The 24,517-nt window shown below is 72.4% G+C and carries 23 protein-coding genes; 9 read left to right on the top strand and 14 right to left on the bottom strand.

Annotation, left to right across the window (positions count from 1 at the left end; translation table 11 throughout):
- Nucleotides 1-8: 8 nt before the first annotated feature.
- Entirely contained in the window at nt 9-1,931 is a 1,923-nt protein-coding gene (locus ACQCO7_RS14840; RefSeq protein ID WP_464072280.1) for an AMP-dependent synthetase/ligase, read from the top strand.
- A gap of 58 nt (nt 1,932-1,989) precedes the next feature.
- Here ACQCO7_RS14840 and ACQCO7_RS14835 read toward each other — a convergent pair whose 3' ends face one another.
- The 3 genes from ACQCO7_RS14835 to ACQCO7_RS14825 form a co-directional block, all read right to left on the bottom strand.
- Nucleotides 1,990-2,397 carry a rodlin gene (locus ACQCO7_RS14835; RefSeq protein ID WP_355865340.1) on the bottom strand — a complete coding sequence of 136 codons (408 nt, stop codon included), beginning with the start codon at nt 2,395-2,397 and terminating at the stop codon, nt 1,990-1,992.
- Between the two features lie 119 nt (nt 2,398-2,516).
- Complete coding sequence (locus ACQCO7_RS14830; protein ID WP_464072279.1) at nt 2,517-3,542, bottom strand: LCP family protein; 1,026 nt, start codon at nt 3,540-3,542, stop codon at nt 2,517-2,519.
- 177 nt (nt 3,543-3,719) lie between these two features.
- Entirely contained in the window at nt 3,720-4,121 is a 402-nt protein-coding gene (locus ACQCO7_RS14825) for a rodlin (RefSeq protein ID WP_055722897.1), read from the bottom strand.
- A 222-nt stretch (nt 4,122-4,343) separates the two neighbouring features.
- On the opposite strand from ACQCO7_RS14825, the gene ACQCO7_RS14820 reads away from it, so the two are divergent.
- The 3 genes from ACQCO7_RS14820 (at nt 4,344) to ACQCO7_RS14810 (ending at nt 6,363) form a co-directional block, all read left to right on the top strand.
- Nucleotides 4,344-4,754, top strand: a complete 411-nt coding sequence (locus tag ACQCO7_RS14820; protein WP_464072278.1) for a rodlin — start codon at nt 4,344-4,346, stop codon at nt 4,752-4,754.
- Nucleotides 4,755-4,999: 245 nt separating this feature from the next.
- Entirely contained in the window at nt 5,000-5,227 is a 228-nt protein-coding gene (locus ACQCO7_RS14815; protein ID WP_050371019.1) for a chaplin, read from the top strand.
- A 167-nt stretch (nt 5,228-5,394) separates the two neighbouring features.
- Nucleotides 5,395-6,363 (top strand): chaplin, encoded by a 969-nt coding sequence (locus tag ACQCO7_RS14810; RefSeq protein WP_464072277.1) that lies wholly within the window; start codon nt 5,395-5,397, stop codon nt 6,361-6,363.
- Between the two features lie 113 nt (nt 6,364-6,476).
- Here the strand turns inward: ACQCO7_RS14810 and ACQCO7_RS14805 are convergent, their stop codons facing one another.
- Together ACQCO7_RS14805 and ACQCO7_RS14800 are read right to left on the bottom strand one after the other, a co-directional pair.
- Nucleotides 6,477-7,862 (bottom strand): NAD(P)-binding domain-containing protein, encoded by a 1,386-nt coding sequence (locus ACQCO7_RS14805; RefSeq protein ID WP_464072276.1) that lies wholly within the window; start codon nt 7,860-7,862, stop codon nt 6,477-6,479.
- On the bottom strand, nt 7,862-9,295 hold the full coding sequence (locus ACQCO7_RS14800) for a carboxylate--amine ligase (RefSeq protein ID WP_464072275.1): 1,434 nt from the start codon (nt 9,293-9,295) through the stop codon (nt 7,862-7,864). Before ACQCO7_RS14800 ends, ACQCO7_RS14805 begins: the two co-directional genes overlap by 1 nt.
- A 172-nt stretch (nt 9,296-9,467) precedes the next feature.
- Between ACQCO7_RS14800 and ACQCO7_RS14795 the strand changes: the two genes are divergently transcribed.
- Complete coding sequence (locus tag ACQCO7_RS14795; RefSeq protein WP_464072274.1) at nt 9,468-10,829, top strand: glycoside hydrolase family 26 protein; 1,362 nt, start codon at nt 9,468-9,470, stop codon at nt 10,827-10,829.
- Between the two features lie 28 nt (nt 10,830-10,857).
- Here ACQCO7_RS14795 and ACQCO7_RS14790 read toward each other — a convergent pair whose 3' ends face one another.
- The 9 genes from ACQCO7_RS14790 to ACQCO7_RS14750 form a co-directional block, all read right to left on the bottom strand.
- Entirely contained in the window at nt 10,858-11,964 is a 1,107-nt protein-coding gene (locus tag ACQCO7_RS14790) for a GNAT family N-acetyltransferase (protein ID WP_464072273.1), read from the bottom strand.
- A complete protein-coding gene (locus ACQCO7_RS14785) occupies nt 11,961-12,662 on the bottom strand; it encodes a YveK family protein (protein WP_464072272.1) in 702 nt (233 codons plus the stop codon). The genes ACQCO7_RS14790 and ACQCO7_RS14785 overlap by 4 nt, the downstream gene beginning before the upstream one ends.
- On the bottom strand, nt 12,659-13,792 hold the full coding sequence (locus ACQCO7_RS14780) for a glycosyltransferase (protein ID WP_464072271.1): 1,134 nt from the start codon (nt 13,790-13,792) through the stop codon (nt 12,659-12,661). Before ACQCO7_RS14780 ends, ACQCO7_RS14785 begins: the two co-directional genes overlap by 4 nt.
- Nucleotides 13,789-14,535, bottom strand: coding sequence for a polysaccharide deacetylase family protein (locus ACQCO7_RS14775; protein WP_464072270.1), 747 nt, complete (start codon nt 14,533-14,535; stop codon nt 13,789-13,791). The genes ACQCO7_RS14780 and ACQCO7_RS14775 overlap by 4 nt, the downstream gene beginning before the upstream one ends.
- A complete protein-coding gene (gene murJ / locus ACQCO7_RS14770) occupies nt 14,519-16,363 on the bottom strand; it encodes a murein biosynthesis integral membrane protein MurJ (RefSeq protein WP_464072269.1) in 1,845 nt (614 codons plus the stop codon). The genes ACQCO7_RS14775 and murJ overlap by 17 nt, the downstream gene beginning before the upstream one ends.
- 185 nt (nt 16,364-16,548) lie before the next feature.
- Nucleotides 16,549-17,856: an O-antigen ligase family protein gene (locus ACQCO7_RS14765; RefSeq protein WP_464072268.1), complete on the bottom strand. Its 1,308-nt coding sequence runs from the start codon at nt 17,854-17,856 to the stop codon at nt 16,549-16,551.
- Nucleotides 17,857-17,861: 5 nt separating this feature from the next.
- Nucleotides 17,862-19,262 (bottom strand): exopolysaccharide biosynthesis polyprenyl glycosylphosphotransferase, encoded by a 1,401-nt coding sequence (locus ACQCO7_RS14760; RefSeq protein ID WP_464072267.1) that lies wholly within the window; start codon nt 19,260-19,262, stop codon nt 17,862-17,864.
- The gene (locus ACQCO7_RS14755) at nt 19,259-20,437 is read right to left on the bottom strand and encodes a glycosyltransferase (protein WP_464072266.1); all 1,179 of its coding nucleotides are present in this window, start codon (nt 20,435-20,437) and stop codon (nt 19,259-19,261) included. The genes ACQCO7_RS14760 and ACQCO7_RS14755 overlap by 4 nt, the downstream gene beginning before the upstream one ends.
- A gap of 54 nt (nt 20,438-20,491) precedes the next feature.
- Nucleotides 20,492-21,592, bottom strand: a complete 1,101-nt coding sequence (locus ACQCO7_RS14750; protein ID WP_464072265.1) for a DUF3344 domain-containing protein — start codon at nt 21,590-21,592, stop codon at nt 20,492-20,494.
- A gap of 266 nt (nt 21,593-21,858) precedes the next feature.
- On the opposite strand from ACQCO7_RS14750, the gene ACQCO7_RS14745 reads away from it, so the two are divergent.
- The 4 genes from ACQCO7_RS14745 to ACQCO7_RS14730 all read left to right on the top strand — a co-directional run bounded on the left by ACQCO7_RS14745 (nt 21,859) and on the right by ACQCO7_RS14730 (nt 24,483).
- Nucleotides 21,859-22,098, top strand: coding sequence for a chaplin (locus ACQCO7_RS14745; RefSeq protein ID WP_050371008.1), 240 nt, complete (start codon nt 21,859-21,861; stop codon nt 22,096-22,098).
- A 230-nt stretch (nt 22,099-22,328) separates the two neighbouring features.
- Nucleotides 22,329-23,267, top strand: coding sequence for a hypothetical protein (locus ACQCO7_RS14740; RefSeq protein WP_464072264.1), 939 nt, complete (start codon nt 22,329-22,331; stop codon nt 23,265-23,267).
- A 271-nt stretch (nt 23,268-23,538) separates the two neighbouring features.
- A complete protein-coding gene (locus tag ACQCO7_RS14735; protein WP_010358350.1) occupies nt 23,539-23,829 on the top strand; it encodes a hypothetical protein in 291 nt (96 codons plus the stop codon).
- Nucleotides 23,830-23,988: 159 nt separating this feature from the next.
- Nucleotides 23,989-24,483: a DUF5949 family protein gene (locus ACQCO7_RS14730; protein WP_055718218.1), complete on the top strand. Its 495-nt coding sequence runs from the start codon at nt 23,989-23,991 to the stop codon at nt 24,481-24,483.
- Nucleotides 24,484-24,517: the final 34 nt, after the last annotated feature.

The raw sequence follows: 24,517 nt of genomic DNA, 5'->3' as shown, positions 1-24,517 counted from the left end.
GAGCCGTCATGGGCGTACGCAGGGACCTCAGGAAAGCCAAGCGGCGCACCGACCTCGCGGCCCGTACCGCCCTGGACCTGGTCCGGGACGACACCGGTACGGTCCGCGAGGCGGCGGTCCCCTCCCTCACAGCCCCCCTGACGACCGGCAGCATGGCGGACCTGCCGTACAAGAACGCCACCGAGGCCCCCGGCGACGTGATCCTCCGCCGCCGCGACTCCGCGGGAACCTGGCGCCCGATCACGGCGGCGGAGTTCGCCGCCGAGGTCACCGCCGTCGCGAAGGGCCTGATCGCGGCCGGTGTCGAACCCGGCGGCCGGGTCGCGGTGATGTCGCGGACCCGGTACGAGTGGACGGTCCTCGACTTCGCGATCTGGTCGGCGGGCGGCGTCACCGTACCCGTCTACGCGACCTCCTCCACCGAACAGGTCGAGTGGATCGTCCGCGACTCCGGCGCCCGGCACGTCATCACCGAGAACCCCGCGAACACCGCCACGGCCGTAGCGGCCACCGCCGGCCGCGACCCCCGCCTCTGGGAGCTGGACGCGGGCGCGCTCGCCGACCTGAGGAACCTCGGCCGGGAGGTCGACGACGACGAGGTCACCAAGCGCCGCCGGGAACTCACCCCCGACGCCACCGCGACCATCTGCTACACCTCAGGTACTACGGGACGACCCAAGGGCTGCGTCCTCACCCACACCAACCTCCACGAGGAGGCGGGCAACGTCCTCGAACTCCTCCACCCCGTCTTCAAGGCGGTCACCGGCCGCACCGCCTCCACCCTCCTCTTCCTCCCCCTCGCGCACATCATGGGCCGCGTCCTCCAGATCGCCTGCCTCACGGGCCGCATCGAGGTCGGCCACTTCCCGAGTGTGAAACCGGACGAACTCCGCCCCGCCCTCAAGGAGTTCAGGCCCACGTTCCTGGTCGGCGTGCCCTACCTCTTCGAGCGCATCCACGACGCCGGCCGCGCCACCGCCGAGAAGATCGGCCGAGGCGCCTCCTTCGACCGCGCCGAACGCATCGGCGTCGAGTTCGCGGAGGCGTACCTCGCCAAGTTCCTGAACCGGACCCCCAAAGGCCCCGGCCTCAAGCTGTACGCCGCCTGGGCCCTGTACGACGTACTGGTCTACCGCCGTATCCGAAACGAACTCGGCGGCAGGCTCAACTACGCGATCAGCGGCGGCAGTCCACTCGACCGCACCCTCAACCTCTTCTTCCAGGCCGCCGGGATCATCGTCTACGAGGGCTACGGCCTGACGGAGACGACGGCCGCCGCGACGATGATCCCGCCGCTCGAACCCCGCCCCGGCACGGTCGGCCGCCCGGTCCCCGGCACCGCGATCCGCATCGCCGACGACGGCGAGGTCCTGATCAAGGGCGGCGCGGTGTTCCGCGCGTACTGGAACAACCCCGAGGCGACCCAAGAGGCCCTGAAGGACGGCTGGTTCGAGACCGGCGACCTCGGCGCGCTCGACGACGACGGCTACCTCACGATCACCGGCCGCAAGAAGGACCTCCTGGTCACCTCCGGCGGCAAGAACGTCTCCCCGGCCGTCCTGGAGGACCGCCTGCGCAGCCGCGCCCCCGTCGGCCAGTGCCTGGTCGTCGGCGACAACCGCGCCTTCATCGCCGCGCTGATCACCCTCGACCCGGACGCGGTCGCCCACTGGCTCGCCGTACGCAAGCTCCCCGCCGACACCCCGTTCACGCGGATCGCCGCCGACCCGAGGATGCGCGAGACCGTCCAGCAGGCCGTGGAGTACGCCAACCAGGCCGTCTCCCGCGCCGAGTCGATCCGCGAATTCGCGCTGGTGGAAGGGGAGTTCACCGAGGCGAACGGAATGCTGACCCCGTCCCTGAAGGTGAAGCGGGACGTAGTACTACAGGCGTACGCCGAGCACGTCGAGGCGATCTACCGCAGGAAATGACGGACGGCGGGCCACCGGGAAGACCGGTGACCCGCCGTACGACGAGGAGCGGTACGGCTCAGCCGTTGGCCGCGCCGTTGCCCGACAGGGCGGAGATGTCGTCGAGGATGTGCGACAGCGGCTCGTCGCCCTTGGCCTGCGTCGAGTTCTCCACGCACTGCTGGTTCTGCGGCGCCGACAGGACGTTGATGTCCTGGACGGCGATCGGCACGAGGCCGACGATCGAACCGGCGTTGATCTTCGCCGGCAGGCCGACGCAGGGCTTGTTGAGCGAGCCCTGGACCAGCGAGAGCTGCGGGCTCATGTCGCCGAAGGTGGCGGAGTTGCCGAACTCCTGCGAGGCACCGTTGCCGCTGGCGGACGTGGTACCGCTGTCGTCACCGATGGCCAGCGCCTGGGGCGCGGCACCGGCCGCGATACCGGCTACGGACGCGGCTACAGCGGCGGTTGCCCACAGCTTCTTCATGGTTCTTGTTCCCTTCGAAAAGCGGACTCCGGGGGAGGAGCTGCGTGATCGAGAACTGCCGACCCCCGTCGAAGGTTGCGCAGGATGACCCGTTCGGCGCAGCGCGCAGCGCCTGTTCACTACTCGCAGCTGTACGCGCTCCCGCGCACCGGCACCGGCGCCCCCAGCAGGCTCGGCGGATCCTTCGGCCGGGGGTTCGCCCGCTTCACCAGCAGCGGCTGGTCCCTGGCGACCTTCGAGAACACCGCCCGCGCCTTCCCCCTGTCCCACCCGAGCGTCGAACCGACGTCCCTGCGTACGGGGTTGAACCCGGCGATCGGCACGGTCGTGAACTCCGTCGCCCCCACCGGCAGCTTGCGCAACTCCCCGGCCAGCCGCACGAGTTCACTCACCCCGAACCCCTGCGGCCCCGAACCGAGCAGCGTCCGCGCCCACTTGACGGTACGCACCGGGTCGGCGAGCAGCCTGCGCGCCTGGAGTCCGCGCAACGCCTGGACGAGGAACCGCTGTTGACGCTGGATACGGCCGAGGTCGGCGCTGCTGTCGAAGTGCCGCGAACGTACGTACTGGAGCGCCGGACCACCGCGCAGCCGGTGCTTGCCGGGCCGCAGGTCCATCTTGGTCGCGGAGTCCCTGAGCCGCCGGGGCGTGCACACCTCGACGCCGCCGACCTGGTTCACGGTGTCCATGAAGCGCCGGAAGTCCACCTGGAGGTACTTGTCGATCCGTACGCCCGTCATCGCCGCCACGGTCTTCACCGCCAGCTCCGGACCGCCTTCCTGGTAGGCGGAGTTGAGCTTCGCGGGGTGCGCGCGGCGGGTGCGGCCCGCGTCGTCGCGGTACGCCGGGATCGTCGCGAAGGAGTCGCGGGGCAGGCCGACGACGCTGATCCGGTCCCGGCGGGCCGAGAGGTGCACCAGCATCATCGCGTCGGAGCAGCCGCAGGGCTCGCCGCCCGCGTGGAAGCGGCGCTTCTCGGCGGCCGTGATGGTGTCCCGCTCGTCGGTGCCCAGGACGAGGATGTTCAGGGGGCGGCGAGGGGCGGAGTGCGCGGCGGGGAGGGCGGCGCCGGTGAGCAGGGCGCCTGCCGTGGTGAGGACGACGGCGGGGAGGGCCAGGCGGCGCACACCCGGGCGCGCGGTCAAGAGACGGCGCCGGGACGGTCGTAGGAGTGGCGAAAGGTTTCTCTCGGCTGGGGTCGATGCTCTGTCGCTCGTCACGCCGGGCACCGTAGACAGAACGGGCCGCCGGTGAACCGGCGGCCCGCTGCGACGGGGCGGAAATCAACCCCTGGGCTCAGCGAAGTGAACCCGTTCGACGGCTCAGTGGTTGGCCGCGCCGTTGCCCGCGAGGACCGAGATGTCGTCGAGGATGTGCGACAGCGGCTCGTCGCCCTTGGCCTGCGTCGAGTTCTCGACACACTGCTGGTTCTGCGGGGAGGACAGGACGTTGATGTCCTGGACCGCGATCGGCACGAGGCCGACGATCGAACCGGCGTTGACCTTGGCCGGCAGGCCGATGCAGGGCTTGTTGAGCGAACCCTGGATCAGCGCCATCTGCGGGCTCATGTTGCCGTAGGTCGCCGAGTTGCCGAACGCCTGAGAGGCGCCGTTGCCGCTCGCGGAGGTCGTGCCGTGGTCGTTGCCGATGGCGAGGGCCGGGCCGGCGCCCGCGCCGACGACGGACGCGGCGACAGCGGCAGCGGCGAGTACCTTCTTGATCACGTGAATAAATCCCTTCTGGAGACACCCCGTCCACCGGAGCGTGCTGATCAACCGACGAAGGGGCCCGTCGGTTTCCCCCATTCACCCGTACGGCTCAAGACCGGCGTGTCGGAAAACCGATCGGGTGATGTGCCGCAACCAATTCCCGCGTCCGCTGTTGTGTCGGGGGCAGGCACAAGGTCCCGGCTCCACGGCCGGGATCGGGAAAGAGAAGAGAGCGAAATGCTGAAGAAGGCAATGGCCGTGGCGGCGGTAGCCGCGTCCGTCGTCGGCGCTGGCGCGGCGGTGGCCCCCCAGGCGCTTGCCATCGGGGACGACAGCGGGACCACCTCGGCCAGCGGCAACGGCGCGCAGTCCGCGTTCGGCAACTCGGTGACCAAGGGCGACATGAGCCCCCAGGCCACCCTGGTCCAGGGCTCGGTCAACAAGCTCTGCGCCGGCGTGCCGCTGAAGGCCAACGTCGGTTCCGTCGTCGGCGTGGTGCCGATCGCCGTCCAGGACATCCCGATCCTGTCGGCCCCGCAGAACCAGCAGTGCGCCGAGAACTCGACGCAGGCCAAGGGCGACGAGCCGCTGTCGCACCTCGCGAGCGACATCTCCGCTCTGTCGGGCAACGGCGTCTCCAACGGCTGACGTCCGCCGGTGTGTCGCGTCCGGGCGGTCCGCTCTGTGTGGGCCGTCCGGGCGTTTTTTTGTGACACGCCGTCAATTCGCTTTGCTTTCCTGTGAAGAATCGTTCTGTCACGCCAAACTGCTGATTATATGAATGCGTTCGAGTGAATTCCCGTTCGGCCCATGTTGCTCAGTTTCTTTCGCTGTCTATCTCTCGTTTGCAGCCTGTAGGTCATGGGAGGCATGACCACGGAGAAGGGATAGACATGAAGAAGAGCGCTGCTGTCATCGCGGGTCTGGTACTGGCCCTCGGCGGTGCGGTTCCGGCCTTCGCTGACGCGGGCGCCGAGGGTGCGGCCATCGGTTCGCCGGGTGTCCTCTCCGGCAACGTCGTCCAGATCCCGGTCCACGTCCCGGTCAACGTCTGCGGCAACACGGTCAACGTGATCGGGCTGCTGAACCCGGCGTTCGGCAACACCTGCGTCAACGACTGACGTTCGCGTCATACCAGGCTGAACGGCTTGGTCGAAGGCCGGCCTTGGACACCTGCCCAACGTTCCGAGGCCGGCCTTCGGCACTCCCGCGCCAGTCGTGGCCGCCGTCGAGGTCCGTTCACGCCGAGTCCAGCATTCATGGCAGTTCGAGCAGGAAGACAACGAGATTGCGACAGACCCTGAGCAGGGGAATGGTCGCGGCGGCTGCCGCGACGAGCATTCTGTCCCTGTGCGGCAGCCCGGCGTTCGCCGACTCGCACACCAGCGGCACCACGGCCGGCTCGCCCGGCGTCCTGTCCGGCAACAACGTCGAGGTCCCTGTCGACGTTCCGGTCAACGCGTGCGGCAACACGGCCGACGCGGCGGCCGGGTTCAACCCGACCTTCGGCAACTCCTGCGGGTCCTCTTCGGAGGTGGCTCAGAAGTATGCCGGGTACGGGGCGGACGATGACGACGAGTCGTACGGGGGGTACGGGTCCTACGGCGACGATCACGGGTACGGGGCCGGCGACTGGGACGACGACTCGGGGTACGGGACCGGGCAGCCGCCGGGCGGCGGGGACCAGCCTCCGTCGGGCCATGACCAGCCGCCGGGCGGGGGTGACCAGCCTCCGGGTGGGGGTGACCAGCCGCCGACCGGCAACGATCAGCCGCCCGGGGGCGGGGAGGAGTGCGACAGCCCCGGGGATGTGATCGGTGGGCCGGATTCCAACGGGGAGACGTGCGAGCAGCCTCCCGGTGGTGGCGAGCAGCCGCCCGGCGGCAATGACCAGCCGCCCGGTGGTGGCGACCAGCCCCCGACGGGCAACGACCAGCCCCCCGGTGGTGGCGACCAGCCTCCCACCGGCAATGACCAGCCCCCTGGCGGGAACGATCAGCCCCCGACGGGCAACGATCAGCCTCCCGGCGGCAATGACCAGCCCCCGACCGGCAACGACCAGCCCCCCACGGGCACCAACCAGCCGCCGACCGGCACCAACCAGCCCCCCATGGGTAACGACCAGCCCCCCGCCAAGCCGCCGGTCCTGGCCCACACCGGTACGAGCGACCTGCTCGCCGCCGCGGGTTTCAGCGCCGCGATGATCGCGGGCGGCGCCGTTCTCTACCGACGTGGCAGGGCCGCTTCCCGTCGGTGACGAACCCTTCGCACACGCCTTGGTGCCGGACGCTCCTGGAAGCGGCCGGCACCCGCGTTTGTGGGTCAACTGGCCCTGGGATCAGCTGACTCCGGGATCAACCGATCTCGCGGTCAACGCCGTACGGTGTCCGCCGTGCCCCGTTCCCCGCTCCGCCCCGGCGCCGGGATCGCCCCGCCGGGCACCCCGGTGCGCAGGCGGCGGCGTACGCCTCGTACCAGCGTGCCGGACGTGAACGTCGCGCCGTGCACGAAGCGCATCGCGGGGCCGAAGCCGGAGGCGGTGACGAGGCCGGCCATGAAGAGGCCGGGCCAGGAGGACTCGAACTCCCGTCCCACGGAGGGGGATCCGTCGGCCACGGCGGCGAGGGCTCCGCGCAACTCGGGGGAGAGGAGGGCGAGTCGGTCGCGGGTGGCCTTGAAGCCGGTGGCGGAGATGACGTGGTCGGTCTCGATGGAGCGGGCGCGGCCGACGGAGTCGGTGATCTCCAGCTTGAGCTTCTCGGTGCCGGGCTGGGGCTTACCGGACGTCGAACGCCCCTTGGCTGAGGCCGATTTGCCCTTGCCGGGCCCTGACTTGCCCTTGCCCGGCGCGGAAGCGCCCTTGTCGGCGGCCGAGTTCGTCAACTCCCCTTCCGCCGCCGTCACTTCGTGCCCCAGCAGTACTTCCACCATCCCCTCCACCCGGTCCCGTACCCACCAAGCCCCGGCGGGGCCAAGGGCGTCGGCGGCGATCCGGGCCCGTGTCTCCTCCGGCAGGCGCCGGTACCACCCGGCCCGCTCGGAGTAGAACCAGTTCCGCCATCCGCAGCCCAGCCCGCTGTGCGGTGAGCGCAGGGACTGCCACCAGGGCCGCTCCCAGGGCGGCGGGACGTCGTTCCAGTCGAGCCGCTCCGCGCGCGCCAACACCCGTACCTTCGTGCCCTGTTCGGCGAGGAGTGCGGCGGTCTCCAGGGCCGCCTGGCCGCCGCCGATGACGGTGACGTCGCGGTCCCGGAAGCGGTCGAGGCTGCTGTGGTGGCTGCTGTGGGTGACGAGGTCGGGGGAGACGCCGTGCAGCGCGGAGGGGATCTCCACGAACGGCATGACGCCGACCGCGAGGGCGACCGTGCGGGCGTGGACGGTCTCCCCGTCGTCGGTCACCGCCTCGAAGCCGCCGGGGTGCGGGGAGATCCGGACGATGGTCCGCTCGTCCACCTCGGGGACGGCGTTGCGGGCGAACCACAGGCCGTACTCGGCGAACACCTCCACCGGGATCGGCTCGCCGTGGCGCGCGGAGACGCCGCGCGTCTCGCAGTACGCGTCGAGGCGCCAGCGCGCGGCGGGGTCGGACAGGTTGGACGCCCACGGCTCCGACTTGAGGAACATGCCGCGCGGCATGTGGTCTCGCCAGGACGCCATGGGCCGGCCGAAGACGCGCAGGCTCAGCCCGGCGGACGCGGCGTGGGACGCGATGGACAGGCCGTACGGGCCGGCACCCACCACCAGCAGGTCGAACATCAGCAACTGCTCGCTTTCGAGTCGTCGGTCGGAGGAGTGTTCGGGGGAGTGATCGGAGAGGTGTGGGGGGAAGCCGAAGGGGAGATCGCGGGGGAGGCCGTGGGGGAGGCCGTCGTACCCGTGAGACCTGGGAGTGACGCCGGACGGCTGTCACCCTGAGGTAGCCCGGTACGGGATACCGGCGGTGAGGGCGACTGCCGTACCACCCGGGGTCGTACCCCCGTACCCCCCGTACCGCCGGACCCGATACCCGTCCGTCGCAGCCGCTGGGCGACCCGTGTCGCGACGTGGCGGCACCACAGGCCCCACATCGTGTGGCCCGGCGTGGGGTCGTCGGCGGCGTACCAGGCGAGTTCGCGGCCGTGCGGGGCGGGGCGCAGGGCGGTGAGGGGGGCGTAGTTCTCGACGACGAAGGCGCGGCCGGGGCGGGGGGCGCCCGGCGGGAGGGGGCGGTGGGTGAGGTCGAGGTGCTGGGCGCGGACGACGTCGAGGCCCGCCGCGTCCGTGAAGAGGCGGAACTGGGCGCCGGGGCGGGGGTTGAAGTCGAGGAGGTGGTAGCGGCCGGTGGCGGCGCAGCGGCGGAAGTCGAGGTCGAGGATGCCCCGGTAGCCGAGGTCGCCGGTGAGGCGCTCGGCGAGCGAGGTCACCGTGGCGTTCGGGACCCACTCGCCGACGGCCGTGAGCCCGGCGCCGCGCGGCCAGGACAGCAGCTTGCGGCCGGGCCCGCCCGCGCGGACGGCTCCGGCGCGGTCGGCGTACCCGTGGAAGAACCAGTCCAGCCCCGCGCCGGGCGCCAGGAACTCTTGCAGCAGCAGGGGGCAGCCGGCTTCCTCCGTACGGAGGTACAGCTCGCGCGCCTCCTGCGTGGAGCGCAGGACGACCGTGCTGCGCAGTCCGCTGCCGCCGGGCAGCAGCCACGGGCGGCTCCACTTCGCGATCACCGGCAGGCCCAGCCGCCACGCGGCCTGCGCCGCCTGCGACTCGCTCTCCGGGACGACCGTCTCGGGATGCGGGACGCCCGCCGCCCGGCACAGCCCCGCCAGCTCGGCCTTGTCCGCGACCCGCTGCGGCAGCTCGCCGGGCTGCTGCGGCAGCAGGTACGCCGGCGCCAGCTCCTCGCGCAGCCGGCTCACCGCGACCGCGCCCGCGTCGTCCATCGGGATCAGCACGGCGGGCCGCTCCACGCGCGCGGCGACCCGCAGCAGCACGGCCGCGATCTCCGCGTCGGCGGCCCCGGGCAGCGGCGGCGGATGCAGCTGCCGTACGAACCGGGAGTGGCGTACGGGGCTCCCCGTCACGTCCGCGACGAGGTGGACCTCGACCCCGGCGCGGCCGAGCGAGCGCACGGCACCCAGCGTTCCGTGGTGAAAGGGATTCCGGTCGATCCGCAGCAGCACTGCGGGGACGCGGGTGTCGAGCAGGGGCACGGGCATTCCTTCGGTTCGTTCACCGGTGCGGACGAGCGGATCACTCGAAAGCCGTAACGGCGGTGGCGTACTTCCTTTTCGTATGACTTATATGTGACTGTCTGTCAGGAATTCCTGACGCTGTCATAACGCGCGAATGGTGCGGTCATCACGCGTGAGAGTGGAGAAAGGAGCAGGCATGGCCCCACGAAAGCGACGTACCCGGTCCCGTCGGCTGGCCGTTGTCGCGACGGCAGTCGTCGTATCGGCCGCCCTGGCCTCCGGTCCTGGTTTCGCCGCGAGTGCGGGGGTGGTGCAACGCGCCGATCCTCCCGCTCCCGCGTGGTGGGAGAGCGGCCGGTGGCACGACGGGTGGTGGGGGGACGACGGCGAGCCGGCCCCCGCCGAGGAGCCGGCCCCGGCCCCCGCGCCCGTAGTACCCGTAGGCCCCGTAGACCCCGTAGTACCTCCGAGGGACCCGGCGACCCCCGCCAAGAAGTACCCCGCCTTCGGTGCCTACCTCGACTACGGCCCCCGGGGCGTGTCCCGGATGGCCGAGCTGAGCCGCTGGCTCGGCGGGTCGGAGCTGAAGGTCGGCCACACCTACCTGCCGGGCGACCGGTGGAGCAACATCGAGGGAGCCCCCGGCTTCCTCGACGTGTGGGCGGACTGGCGGCGCGAGAAGGACGACCGGCTGTTCGTCCTCAACGTGCCGATGCTGGAGCGCAACGAGGAGGGCGTCTCCGACTCCGAGGTGCGCCGGCTGCTGCGGCAGGGCGCCGCCGGGCAGTTCGACCACCACTACAAGGCCCTCGCCGAACGCCTCGTCGCCCTGAAGGTGCCGGACACGGTCATCGTGCTCGGCTGGGAGATGAACGGCACGACGTACACCCATCGTTGCGGCCCGGACCCGCAGGCATGGAAGACGTACTGGAACAGGATCGTCACCACCATGCGTTCGGTGCCGGGCCAGCGGTTCAAGTTCGACTTCACCCCGAGCCGGGGCCGGGACGCCGTTCCGTGGACCGAGTGCTATCCCGGTGACGACACGGTCGACATCGTCGGAATGGACTCGTACGACCAGCCGACCGGCCGGACGTTCGACGAACAGGTGACGGAGCCCTACGGCCTTCAGAGCCACGTCGATTTCGCGAAATCCCACAACAAGGCCATCTCCTATCCGGAATGGGGGCTCTTCCGCAACGGCGACAACCCGGAGTACATGCGGCGCATGCTCGCCTGGATGGACGAGCACAAACCGCTGTACAACACCGTCACCGACTACTGCCCGCACGGCGTGTGGCAGTGCGGATCGAACCCGCGCTCCTCCGAGGTCTACCGGTCGATGCTGTCCGGCCGGACGGACGAGCCGGTCACCCCGGTGGAGCCGCCGGTCGTGCCGCCGGTCGACCCGACGCCTCCGGTGGAACCGGTACCGGTCCCGTTGCCGCAGCCCCAACCCCAGCCGGAGTGCTCGCCGGTTGACCTCGGCGGCTGGGTCGAGCACTGGCTCGGCGGGAAGCTCTGCCTCAAGTTCGACTGGTTCTCCCGCAACCGGTGACCCGGCCGGTGGCGGCGGGCCCGCACGCTCAGGTCCCGCCGCCACCGGACCGCTCCCTGAAGGACTCCCAGCGGTGCAGTAATTCCTTGCCGTGCCGCCGGGCCGCCACGTCGCACAGCGCCGCCGACAGCAACGGCGCGGTGCGCCGCCGGGCGAGCAACAGCCGCTGGTTGACGACGGGTTCGGGCCGCCAGTGGTGCTTGTACGGCTCGTTCCCACGCAGCAGGCTCAAGGCTCCCCGGGGCCGCTGGCGGGCGTGCTCGGCGCACGCGTCCAGCAGCATCACCGCGACATCCGCCTTCCGCTCCCGCAGCCGCGGATGCGCCCCGTACAGGTAGCCACCGGCCAACTCCCGGGACAGCAGCGTGAGATCGACGGCCACGACGTCGTCGTCGAGCCGGAACTCGGTCACCACCGCGTCCCCCGACCGCACCATCGGCCCGACCGACCTCACCAGGTGCTCGCAGAACCGCTGTTGGAGATGCTCGGACGTCACCTTCCGGCCCTGCCACTGGAGTTGATGCAGGTCGAGCAGACGCCGCAGCGCCGAGTCCACGTCGTCGGCCGGTACGACGCTGCGCTCCACCCCGAGCGAGGTCAGCTTGCGCAGCTTGGCCCGCACCCGCTGCGCCTTCGCCGACGGCAGCCGCGCGACCAGCTCCTCCATCGGTACGGCGGGCAGCTCCAGGCACACCGAGTCGCCGACCCGCCGCCGAGGGCCCCGCCAGTGCTCGTACACCTGCTCGACGGCACCCCCCGGCCGCACCTCGCGGAAGTCGATCAGAGCGGTCCGCGCCGCCGCCGCGAGCCCCTCGGTGAGCGCGGCGACGGCCTCCTCCGCGCGCTCGTCGTCGACCAGGACGTCCCCGTAGTCGGAGATCGCCCCGCCCAGCGGCACCAGCGAGGGGAACGGACTGCGTACGGCCATCAGGGGCGCGGCGGCGATGAGCCGACCGCCCCTGTCGCGCACCAGGAGCAGGCGCAGCCGGCCGCGCCTGCCGTAGGACAGCCACCAGGAGTGCAGCCAGGCGTGGCTCTGGAACGGCGTCGCCGTCGCACAACGCCCGTACAGGTCGGCCCAGTCGGCGGCGAGGGCCGCGAACTCACCCTCGTCCGCGACCAGTTCGGTGTTCATCGCGCCCCGTGGACGTCGGCGGCGAGAGCCGGGCCGGGGACGGGAGCCGCCTTGGTCTCCTCGGTGGTCCGCGTCTCTTCCGGGGCGCGCTTGTCGGCCGAAGTCCGCGTCACCGCCCTGGAGTTCCGCTTCGGGCGGACCAGCAGCACCAGCCCGCCCAGCAGTCCGCCCGCGCTCGCGCCGACCAGGCCGGTGACCGCCGGGGACTGCGAGGACGGGTCGGTCGGCTTCAACGCCCGCGCGAACTGCTGGAGTTCGACGTTCGTCGTCTTCTCGCTGCCCTTCGCGTGCTGGGTCAGCGCCCGCGACACCGCGTTCGCCATGTCGGCGGCGAGGTCGGCGCGCCCCGAGGTCGCGGTGATCGACACCATCGGCGCGTCCGGCGAGGTCGCCGTCTGCACGCTCTTGCGGAGCGTGTCCACCGGCACCCCGGCCCACACCTGGGCGTCGCCGAGCACCGCGAGCTGGGTCGCGACCCGGCCGTACGCCTGCGCGAAGCCCAGCGCGGAGGACGGGTCGGACTTCTCGGCGGGGACGGCGACGACGTACGCGGTCGCCGTGTAGACGGGCGGCTCCAGCGCGCCGTACGCGCCGCCCGCCAGGCCCCCGGCGAGGGCGCCGGCGGCGAGCAGGGTCCAGGGCGGGAGGGCCTTGGCGCGGGTGAGGAGGGCTGGGCGGCGAGAGGTGTTCTCGGTCATGTGGCGGTGGCTTTCTGGGGTGACGGGACGGAGAGGGTGGCCGTGTAGACGTCCATGAGGCGTGCGGCGCTGCGGGCGATGTCGTAGTGGCGGGCGGCCTCGGGCGGGGTGCGCGGGCCGCAAGTCGAGGGTCTGCGCAGGGAGTTGGCGAACTCCTTGGCGCCGCACGGCACTTGGCGGGCGTCCGGCGCCTGCCCCGGCAGGTCCTCGATCGCCGGGCACGACGCGTACCGCACCGGCAGCCCGGCGGCGAGCGCCTCCACGGCCGCCAGGCCGAACGCCTCGTCCGGCGAGGGGGACGCCAGGACGTCCATCGCCGAGGTCAGCGACGGCAGGTCGGGGCCGGGGGAGCCGTCCGGGACGTACGGGCGCTCGCCGGTGAACAACACCCGGTCGGCGACGCCGGCTTCGTGCGCGGTCCGCCGCAGGACGCTCTCCTCGGGGCCGCCGCCGACCAGCAACAGCCAGTGGTCGTCCGGGAGTTGAGCCAGGGCCTCGATCAGGACGTCGAAACGTTTCCCGGCGCTCAGGCGGCCGATGCCACCGATCACGTACGCGTCCTCGGGCAGGCCAAGACGGCGGCGCGTGCGGTGGCGGGCCACCGGGTCGAAGCGGAAACGGTCCAGGTCGATGCCGTTCGGGACGACCTCGATGCGCGGCGCGGGCACGCCCCAGCGGCGCAGGCGGTCGGCGACCGTGGGGGAGACGGCGACCGTCGAACTCCCCAGCCGCTCGCTCGCCAGGTACAGGGCGCGCACCCCCTGGGTGAGGCTGCGGCCCTCCATCTGCGCGTCGCCCAGGGAGTGTTCGGTCGCGACGATCGCCCGCACCCCCGCGAGGCGCGCCGCGAGGCGGCCGTACACACAGGCGCGGTACAGGTGGGTGTGGACGAGGTCGTAGCCGCCGGACCTGATGTGCCTCACCAGACGGGGCAGCGCGCCCAGGTCGCGGTTGCCGGACATGCCGAGGTGCGTGACCCGGACCCCGTCCGCGATCAGGCCGTCGGCGACCGCGCCCGGGTTGGTGAGCGTCACCACGTCGCACTCGACCGGCAAATGCCGGATCAGCAGCCGGAGTTGCTGCTCGGCGCCGCCCGTGCCCAGGCCCGTGATGATGTGCAGCGCCCTCACCGCAGACCCTCCACCGGACGCCGGCGCAGCCTGTGCAGGCGGTGCTTGAGGAAGAGGCGGGCGGCGGTGTCGTTCTGGCCGATGTGCACGCGGGGGAGGGCGTGGACACCGTTCAGGGGGCCGGGGTCGATCGCGCAGGCGTAGGCGTAACCGGCGTCGCGCACGGCCGTCATGGCGCGCTCGTCGATCGTGCCGTACGGGTAGCAGAAACCGGTTACGTCGGTTTTCAGGAGATCTTGGAGGAGGTAACGGCTTTCTGTCGTTTCTGCCGTGAGCGTCTCGTCGTCGGCCTTCGTGAGGTCGACGTGGGTAAGGCCGTGGGAACCGATTTCTACGCCTTGTGCCGCCGCCTCGCGGATGCCGTCCGCCGTGAGGAGGGGCTTGCGGGGGCCCAGTGGATCCCAGGCGTTGTCGCCGCCGAGGCGGCCGGGGAGGACGAAGAGGGTCGCGTTCATGCCGTGCGCGCGCAGGACGGGGAGCGCGCCCGTGACGAAGTCCGTGTAGCCGTCGTCGAAGGTGAGGCCGATCAGGCCCGCACGGTCGGGGGCCGCGAGCAGTTCGGCCATGGAGACGCCCCGCAGGCCGCCGCGCGCGAACCAGGCGAGCTGCGCGGCGAGGCGCTGCGGGGTGACGGTGATGCGGTACGGGTCGTCGGAGCAGTCGCCCACCGAGTGGTACATCGCCACCCAGGGAAGGGAGTTGGGTGCCTGGCGTCTGCTTCTGGTCTCAACGGGAACGGACATGGGCTGCCAGCCTTCGGGATGCGGAACGGACGGAGCTGAGGACGGGCTCGACCCCCTGGGCGTCCAGCGCCCAGCCGAGGACGAGGAAGACGGCGGTCACGGTCAGCCCCCCGGCGAACGCCCCCGCGATCGGCCCCCCGGCGACATGGCCCGCCGCGTACGCGCCGAGGACCGTCGCGACCAGCGCGGCCCGCAGCGGCCGGCTCAACTCGTGCAGCACGCCCCGGACATGGACCGGGACACTCTTCGGGCCCAGCCCGGCGAGCAGCACCAGCGCGGTCACCGAGATACCGGCCGCGTTCGCCACGGCGATGCCGGTGACCCCCAGGCTCCCCACGCTGAGCGCGCCGATCCACGACGTCACCACGATCCCCGTGGCCATCGCACCCACCGGGTACCAGCTCGGGCGGCCCGCCGAGAAGTACGAGCGCACGAGGACGCCGGTGAGGGTCTGGCCCAGCAGGCCCAGCGCGTACACGCGCATCACCTTTGCGGTCGCCGCGGTGTCCTCCGGAGTGAACGCGCCCTTCTGGAACAGGAGTTGGATGATCTGCGGGGCGCAGGCGACGATGGCCGCCGTACCGAGGAGGACGACGCACGTCGCCAGCGCGAGGTCGCTCTCCACCCGCTTGCGCGCCCGCTCGGTGTCCCCCTCCGCGAGCGCCCTCGCGACCACCGGGAACGTCACCGTGATCAGCATCATCGACAGCAGCATCGGCATCTGCGCCACCTTCTGGGCGTAGTTGAGATGCGAGATGGCGCCCTCGGGGAGGCGGGAGGCGAGGAACCGCTCGATCAGAACCTGCGATTGCCGGCAGAGCGCGAACAGCAGGACGGTCGCAAGGAGGGCCGTGTCGAGTGCCTGGGGTTCCTGGTCGCCGCGCTTGCCCTGTACGGCGGCTTTGGTGGTCAACTGCTTGAGCAGCGCGGGCAGTTGCACGAGGACCATCAGTACGCCGCCGACCGCGACCCCGGCCGCCGCCGACCGCACCCCCCAGTGCCCGCCCAGCACGAACATCCCCGCGATGATGCCGGTGTTGTACGCGACGTAGATCGCGGCGGGGGCGCCGAACGTGCGGTGCGCCCTCAATGCGGCGCTGCAATACCCGGCGAGGCCGAAGCTGACGACGCAGGTCGCCGTCAACCGGGTGCAGTCGACGGCGAGTTGGGGGTTGGACAGGCCGGGCGCGAGCGCCTCGACGACTTGGGGTGCCAGCCCGATGACGAGCGCTCCGACGGCCATGAACGCGAGCGCCAGCTTCGGCAGGGTCCCGGCGACCAGCGCCCGTACGGGGTCCCCGGAGGCTCCCTGCGCCTTCCGTGCGAGGGCCATGCTGAACGCCGGGATGAGGGCGAACGCCATCCCGTCCTCGATGAGCAGCGTCGCCGCGAACTCCGGGACGGTCCAGGCGACGAGGAAGGCGTCGGTCTCCTGCCCGGCCCCGAAGAGCCGGGCGAGGGCTTGGTCACGGACGAGCCCGAGAAGGGACCCGGCGATGGAAAGGGCCGCGGTGAGGACGGCGGCCTTGGCGAGGAACTTGCCGGTGGGGTGGGAGGGTTCGGCGGGGGCAGGGGACGGGTGGGGGGCGTCGGCCGGGGGGTCGGGGAGCGGCTTGGCGGCAAGGGGTACGACGGACCTCCGGAGGCGATCGACGCCGGAACCCGCGCCGCCGCCGTCCCGCTGCGCACCTCCGGGAACGGCACAGCGCGGCCCACCGAACTCGCCCCGCAGCCCGGCCTCCGGTTGCGCGGTGGCCTCGTCCAGTGGTCCGGCTTGCGGCACGTCCCCAGCCCCTGCCCACGCAGCGGCCCCGCGTCGCCGTTCCATTTCCAACGCGGCGCCGGCATCCGCTTGCGTCTGCGCGCCGGACGGCGCCCGAGCGCCCTCTCGGCCCCCGGTCTTCTCCCGGGGCCCGGCATCCGTGTCCAGTGTTCCGGACACCCCCGAGGACGGCCCCGGCGCAACCTCCTGCGCCGGGCCGTCCGTTCGAGGTGTTCGGGAAGCGGGCACCGTCATCGGGCGCTGGCCCCCTCGGACTTGCCGGCCAGCCCCCACCACGCGATCAACCCCACGCAGATCGCCGTAAGCACCGTAGACGGCCCCCCGATGTCCGCGTACATGAAGTCCGTGAGCTGCCACACCGACAGCCCGCACGCGATCAACGCGCAGTCCAGGGAGCCCTGTTGGCGCTTGTGCTCACGGGCGAGGTTGCGGAGTGCGCAGGTCAGGAGGGCCAGCCAGCCGCCCGCCAGGGCCAGGAGGCCGAGCAGGCCCTGTTCGCTGAGGATCAGCAAGTACATGTTGTGCGGGGACAGCAGGGGTTGTTTCACGTACGCCGAGCCCGCGCCCTCCGTGTCACTCCCGGAAGACAGCGCCAACGACGCGTGCGCGTCCCGGTGTTCGGGGAACCCCTTCAAGCCGACGCCCGTCAGGGGCTGTTCGCGCCACATGCCGATCGCCGCCGCCCACATCGTGTAGCGGTCGGTGACGGACTGGTCCGGCGTGTCGGTGACTTGGGTGATGCTGCTGACGCGCTCCTGGAGCATGGCGGAGCCGATGCCGAGGCCCCCGACGAGGACGATGCCGAGGGCCGCGACAACCGCCCCAACTTTCAAGGCCCTTCGCAGGCCCGCCAGCACCAGCTGGACCGAGCACGTGAGCGCCGTGGCGATCCAGGCACCCCGGCTGAAGGACAGGGCCAGCGGGATCAGCAGCGCGCCCGCGCAGGCCGCCGCGATCATGCGTTCCCGTTGCACCGACCGCCCCAGCGCGAGCCCCACCGCGCAGATCAGCCCGAAGGACACGACCGTCGCCATCCCCATGACGTCCTGCGGCCCGAACGTGCCGACCGCCCGGATCTCCTCACCCTGGTAGGACGCCCTGGTATGAGTGACGAACTGGTGGACCCCGACGGCCCCTTGCCACCCGGCGAGGCCGACGAAGGACCAGGCGAGGAGCCGGAAGTCACGGGCGTCGCGGATCAGCAGCAGCACGGCGGCCGGCACGAGGACGAAGATCTGGAGGTAGCGCCCGAGCCCGGACATCCCGGCGCTCGCGGAGGACGCGCCCAGCGCGGCCAGCGTGAGCCCCGAGACCGGCATCGCGAAGAGCACGGCAGCACGCCGGGACAGCGGCCGGGCCCGCTGCCGCAGCAGCCGTACGACGCAGAAGAGGACGACGAGCGCGGAGAGCGCGTCGGCCGGGCCCGCACCCCCCTCGCCGCCGGGGGCGACGGGCAGGGCGATGAGCGCGATCACGGCGGCGACCGGCAGGACCGGCGACCAGGACCGGGGCGGCGTGAGAGGCAGGGCGAGGGCCATCGGCGTCAGCTCCCGGTCGGACGGACGAAGGCGGCGGCGGTGCGCAGCAGGATGCAGACGTCCTGCCACAGCGACCAGTTGTCGATGTAGGCGTTGTCGAAGCGGGCCCGGTCCTCGATCGAGGTGTCCCCGCGCAGCCCGTTGATCTGGGCGAGCCCGGTGATCCCGACCCGCATCCGGTGCCGGGCCGCGTAACCGGGGTAGGTCTGGCTGAACTGCCCGACGAAATACGGCCGTTCGGGACGCGGCCCGACGAGGCTCATGTCCCCGCGCAACACGTTCCACAGCTGGAGCAGCTCGTCCAGCGAGGTCTGCCGCAGGAACCGGCAGAACGGGCTCATCTCGCGGTCCCCGGCGACACTCCACCGCGTCGCGGACTCGTGCTCGTCGGCGGGCCGGTACGTGCGGAACTTCAGCAGCGTGAACGGCCGCCCGTCCTTCCCGATCCGCTCCTGCCGGAACACCACCCCGGGCCCGTCGGTGAGCCGCAGCACGACCGCGCACACCAGCAGCAACGGGCTGATCAGCAGCAGCAGAACCCCGGAGACAGCAACATCCAGCAACCGTTTACCGGCGCTTCCCCGCCGCCGCAGCCCGAGGTCCAGCGGCCGGCGCGCGTACCCGGCGAGCTGGTCGCGCGAGGCGTACGACGGCGACTCCGCGTCCACCTCCCACACCGCGCACCCGGACTCCGCGAGCGCCCGCAGCAACGGCGCCTGCCTGGCCCGTACGGCCGGGTCGACGCACAGGACGTCCCGCACCCCGTTCTGCACGACCGCCATCTGGACGTCCTGACCGGTCGTCAGAACCGGCAACCCGCCGCCCCCGCCGCCCTGTTCGGCGACGATCCCGACCGGCTCGACCCCGCACCGGGGCTGCCGCAGCACGGCGGCGGCGACCTTCTGCGCGGTGGCGACGGGACCCACGACGAGCGCGGCACGCGGACGCCGGGCCAGCAGCCGCCGGCGCCGGTGGTGCACCAGTGACCGCCCGGCGCACGCGGCACTCGCCTGCGCCGCGCACCCGAACCCGAGAGTCCCCCAACTCAGCGCTTCCAGCGGCGAGTTCGCGGCGACCAGGGTGGCGAGCAGCAGCCAGGCGACCGCGATCCGCCCGCAGACGGCGGGGAGTTCGTCCAGCACCCCCGCGACGGGCCGCGCCCGCTGGGGCCGCAGGAGTATCGTCGCCGCCACCAGCGCCCCGACCAGCAACGGACGGCGCTGCGCCTCGGCGAGCGCGGGGACACCGGCGGCCACGGCGGCGAAGTCGGCCAGCAGCAGCGGCAGCGGCGAGAGGGGCCGCGCCGAGGGCCGCCGTACCGGGAACCGGAACCCCGTACCGCTGTCGCGGCGCGGGATGACGGAGACGGGCGAACCGGGGGAGGGGACGGTGCTTTCGGCGGTCACGAGGGGATGGACTCCCTGTACTCGGTGGGCTCGACGCGCGGCAACGGCCGCTCGCCGCCCAGGAGTTCGCGGTACAGCTCCGCGACCGTCCCGGCGCTGCGCCGCACGTCGTGTGTGGACAGGACGTGCCGGCGGCCCCGGGAGCCGAGGGACTCGCGCAGCAGGGGGTCGAGCAGCAGGCCGGTGACCGCGCCCGCCAGCGCGGCGGGCTCCCCGGGCGGCACCAGGCATCTTTCGGCGAGCGCGGGCGGCAGGCTCTCGCGGGCGCCGGCCACGTCGGTCACCACCACCGGCCGGCCGCACGCCAGCGCCTCCAGCGGGGCGAGCGCCATGCCCTCCCAGCGGGACGGCAGGACGACCAGATCGGCGGCCTGGTACCAGGGGACGGTGTCCTCGACCGCGCCGGCGAACAGCACTGACTCCGGTGCTTCCAGAGCGAGTCGAGACCGGTCCGGGCCGTCGCCGACCAGCACGAGGCGTGCGCGCGGTACCTGCCGGACGACCGACTCCCACGCCGCGAGCAGCACGTCCTGGCCCTTCTGCCGGCACAGCCGCCCCACGCACACCACGAGCGGCGCGGCCGGGTCGGCGTCCGGGAGGAGGGCGGCGCGGACGGTGTCCACGGGCGCGGGGTGGAAGCGGCCGGTGTCGATGCCGTTGGGGATCACCTGATACGGCCCGGCGATCCCGGCGCGCTCACCCGCCGCCCGCTCGCCCTCGCTCACGCACACCAGCCGGTGCGCCCAACGCGTCCCGAACCGCTCCCAGTTGAGGGCGAGCGCGGCCATGGTCCCGTCGACGGCCTCGAACGACCAGGCGTGCGGCTGGAACACCGTCGGCACCCGCCCCCGCACCGCGAGCCGCCCCGCGAGGCCGGCCTTCGCGGAGTGCGCGTGCACCAACTGGGGCCGTACGTCCCGCAGTACACCCCTGAGCCGCCGCACCTCGGAGGCCAGCGAGGGCCCCGGCGCGCGGGCCGCCTCCCAGCGGCGTACGACGGCCCCCAGCGCGGCCAGGTCGGCGGCGAGGGGGCTGTCGGGGAGGGCGACCGTGACGTGGCATCCGGCGGCGAGCTGAAGGGCCGTCAGATCCGTGACGACGCGGGCGACTCCGCCGTCCACGGGCTGGGTGACGTGCAGGACCCGGGGACCGGCTTCGGGTACCGACTGGTGCATGGCGCGGTTTCCTCGCTCACGGACGACGCTCGGGACGGGCGGGAACGCGCCTGACTACTGCCGGGCGTCGACGGCGACGAAGATCGCGCCGGCCCACGCCGCGTCCCGGGAGGAAACGAGACGGAAGGCCGCCTGGTCACCGCCGCGCCGCAAACCCTCGCTCAGATCGAACACGTCGGAGTCGTAGCCGAGGGTGCGGGCGTACGCCGGTTCGCGCGCCGCCGGAGCCTCCCCCGGCTCGCTGATCGTGGAGTTCAGTACGTCACCGGCCGGATTGACGGCGTTCCCGAGCGGGGTCTCGCGGCCCTTCCCCGTCGAAAACATGAGCGAGTCACCCGTTCGGCCGGGGGCGCCGCCGTACGCCACGAGCCCGGCGTACCCACCCGCGTGCGCCGCCAGCGCGCGCCCCTTGAGTGTCACTTCGTGCCCCCGCTTTCCGGTCAGGGTGTCGAAGCCGTCCCAGAGGGAGAGGTGGCGGAGGGGTTCGTTCCGATTGTCGTACGCCACGACGAGCGTCCACCCGCCCCAGGCGCCGGCCGCCGACCTGCCCATCGCCACGTTGACTTGTGCGACCGTGTACAGCCCCTCGCCGCTCTCCCGGACGAGCTTCGTGACGTCCGCGGATGCCTGGAAGGCGTCCGCGCCGCCCGCGACCCGGTGGCCCACGACCGTGTCGGCGAGGAGCGCCTTGTAGGAGCCGCCGGGCTCGGCGATCAGGACGCGGCCGTTGTCCTTCGGGGGCTTCTGCTCGCCGACGCGCAGGTTGCCGCCCCAGTAGAGGCGGGCGTACGTGACGCGCGAGCCCTCCGGGAGGCGGACCTCGGCGCGGGAGGAGTTGTAGGTGTTCGGGTCGTCGTCGACGTCGACGTAGAACATGTCGAAGTCGCTGTTGGCCGCGGCGAGTCGGGAGTCACGGGCCTCGGTGCAGCCGGGGGTCTCCGCGCGGCAGCTGATCGAGGTGTTCGCGGCGCGGACGATGCCGCCGTGCTGGGTGGCGCGGTAGCGCTCGGCGAAGGGGAGGGCGGGGGCCTCGGCGGCGGCCGGCGCGGGCGGTGCGGGCGGGGCCGCGAGCGCCGAGTGGGAGGTCCAGAAGGTGGCGAGGGCGAGGACGCCCACCGTCGCGCGGCGCAGCAGCGGAGCCGTGGGAGTGCGCATGACCGGCATGGCCCTTTCGGGGAATCTGCGGGGTGATTCCGCAGTGCGATTTGCTGGCTTATAGGGGTGCGTCGGATGGGCCGCAACTCTAGACCGTATTCGGACTAATACGGTGATACCGGCCAAGTGTGTCGGAAAGGTGAAAGTCGGACCGGCTGTGCATCACCCCATTGGCCGCACAACCCCTCGGGGTGTCGCGCGTTGACACAGCGCCGGGCATCTCCGCCCGGATGTTCGTGTCAAAACCCCCCAAGGAGCACCTCTCCATGTCGCGTATCGCGAAGGGCCTGGCCCTCACCACCGTTGCCGTAGCGGCCGTCGCCGGCGCCTCCGGCATCGCCGCCGCCGACAGTGGCGCGCAGGGTGTCGCCGAGCACTCCCCGGGCGTGCTGTCGGGCAACGTCGTCCAGGTCCCCGTGCACGTTCCGGTCAACGTCTGCGGCAACTCCGTCGACGTCATCGGCCTGCTGAACCCGGCCTTCGGCAACACCTGCGTCAACGACTGACGCGCCTCTTCGCCGGACGGCCGCTCCCCAGCCAGGGGGGCGGCCGTTCCGCGTGCCGCTCCCCCGAATGGGCGGTCGTCCGCACGACACGGCGTACGGCGCTTGACGACCCGTCCGACCTGGGGTGATGCGGTTGTGCGAACGGTTGCGGCACGTGATTGACCTGTTGCGGTGAGTGGGTGTCACTCGCACGGTGGGCTCAAGACCTGACGCAATCGAAAGGAATTCTCATGCGTGGTCTGCCCGTACGGCGTCTCGCGTCCACCGCCCTGTGCGCCTCCCTCGTCCTCGGCGTCGCCGCCCCCACCGCGTTCGCGGCGGACGGCCTCGCCCCTGAGCGCACCGCGGCGTCCAGGGCGCCTCTCCCCAACGCCGACGCGCTGCTCGCCCAGACCAAGAGCCTCGGTGACCTCGGTTCCCTGCTCACTCCCGTCACCGACCTCATCAACGCCGTACTCGCGGCCCCCGACGGCCAGTTGACGCCGGACAAGGCCGCCGCCCTGTCCGACGCGATCAAGGCGGCGGTCGCGAAGATCACCGCGGCGGCGCCCGCGACCCCGGCCGCACCGGCGCTGCCCGCGACCCCGGCGGTGCCTCCCGCACCGGACCCGGCGGGACTTCCGGCGACCCCCGCCCTGCCCGCGACCCCGGCGCTCCCGGCGACCCCGGCCCTCCCCGCGGCCCCCGCGCTGCCGGCCACCCCGGCGCTGCCGTTGCCGGCCGCGAAGTCGGGTGCCGAGGCCGGGGAACCCGCCGCGGACGACGAACGTTCAGTGAGTGACGACGGCAAGTCCGGCGCGAGAGGCGAGAGCAAGGCCGCGATGGCCGACCTCCAGGGTGACGCGCTCGCCGCGCTCCAGGGCGCCGTCGCGAAGTTGCTCGCCGCGGCGACGTCCGCTGACCTGGCCGGCGTCGTCCCCGCGGCGACCGGCACGCTGCTGGGGCTGGTGAACCTCGTCGCGGCGACCCTGCTCGGCGGTGGCCTCCCCGCGCCGAGCCTGGCGGGGCTGCCGCCGCTCCCGGCGCTGCCGGCGGCGCCCGCCCTGCCGGTCGACCCGGCGGCGGCCGTCCCCGCAGCGCCCGCGCTGCCGGCGACGCCGGCCCTCCCCGCGGCCCCCGCGCTGCCGGCGACGCCACCGCTACCCGTAGCCGCGCCGCAGCTGCCGTAAGCACCGGTACGGCGCGGCGACCGCCGTAATCCGAAAAAGGTTTCCGCACCCCGGCCGACGGCTTTCCGGTCGCCCCTCCTTCGTGAACTCGCCCTGTGCGAGCCGTAATTGAGGAGCACCGGAATAGCCGGTGATTTCCCGCCCGCCAGGCGGGAATCCGGCCGGGGTGCAGAAATTTTCTGCGTCCGGGGTTTCCGGCGCGCGAGGCAGTCGTTAGGCACGGCGTCGTGTTGTGACGACCCCCCTCTCAGCCGCCGATGAAAGGAACCCGATGAAGTCGCTCAAGGCTGCCGCTGTCGTCGCCGGAAGCATTGCCCTCGCCGGCGCCGCCGCGCCCGCGTTCGCGCACAGCACCGCCGACCTCACGCCCACCAGCCTCACCGGCGCGGTGAACACGCTCACCTCGGGGAACCTCACCGCGAAGGACGTGATGCCGCTCCAGCACCAGTCCGACGCGCTCAACACCGAGAACGCGGACTCCCCGCTCAACACCATCAAGGGCGCGACCGGCGCGCTCAACCAGCACAACCCGCTGCTGGGCGGGCTGCCGCTCCAGGGCTGAGCGCCGCACCGAAGGCCGGTCCCGTCACCCACGGGACCGGCCTCGCGCGTCGACCTGGAACCCCGCCCGTCCCTCGTACGAGTGGCGCGCCCACCGTGCGTCCTCCGCTCGGGTGAGGACGCGTTCTGACGGGGCGTCGGCCGCCGCTATGGTCGCGCGGTGACCTCAACTAGCGAAACCCGCCCCTTCCGTGTCGCCGACCTCGGCACCCTGGTCGTGATGCCGTGGAGCGGCGAGGCCCCCGACGGCAGTGACATGCCCTACCTGCTCGCCTACTCCCTCGGTGACGCGGCCGACGGGCCCGAGGTGACCGCGAGCGCCATCGAGCGGCTCCTGACCGACAACGGTCTGCCCGTCGGCGGCGACCTCGTCGACGGGACCGAGCGGCCGAGCCTGCCGGTCAGCCTGCTGGTCGAGTCCGGCCAGGCGGTGCTGAACATGCCGAGCCTCAACGCGCAGTGCGTGCCGCCGCCGGAGTGGCTGGCCGCCGTCGAGCACCGGGGGTACGCCTACCTCGTGTTCACCACCCGCCCCTGGCCCGAGGCCGAGCCGGGCAAGCCCGTCGAACTGGAGGCGCTGGCCGCGTTCGCGGGAGCCGACGAGACGCTGAACGCGGCGGCCCACATCGTGCTGCCGGCGCGCAGCTTGCGATAGCGCTTCGCGGGGCGCCGTGACACGCCGTCTGCTG

It is taken from the genome of Streptomyces saintjeani (genome assembly GCF_055409605.1).
Note: the sequence above shows the minus strand (reverse complement) of the source record. Positions and strands in the feature narration are given on the sequence as shown.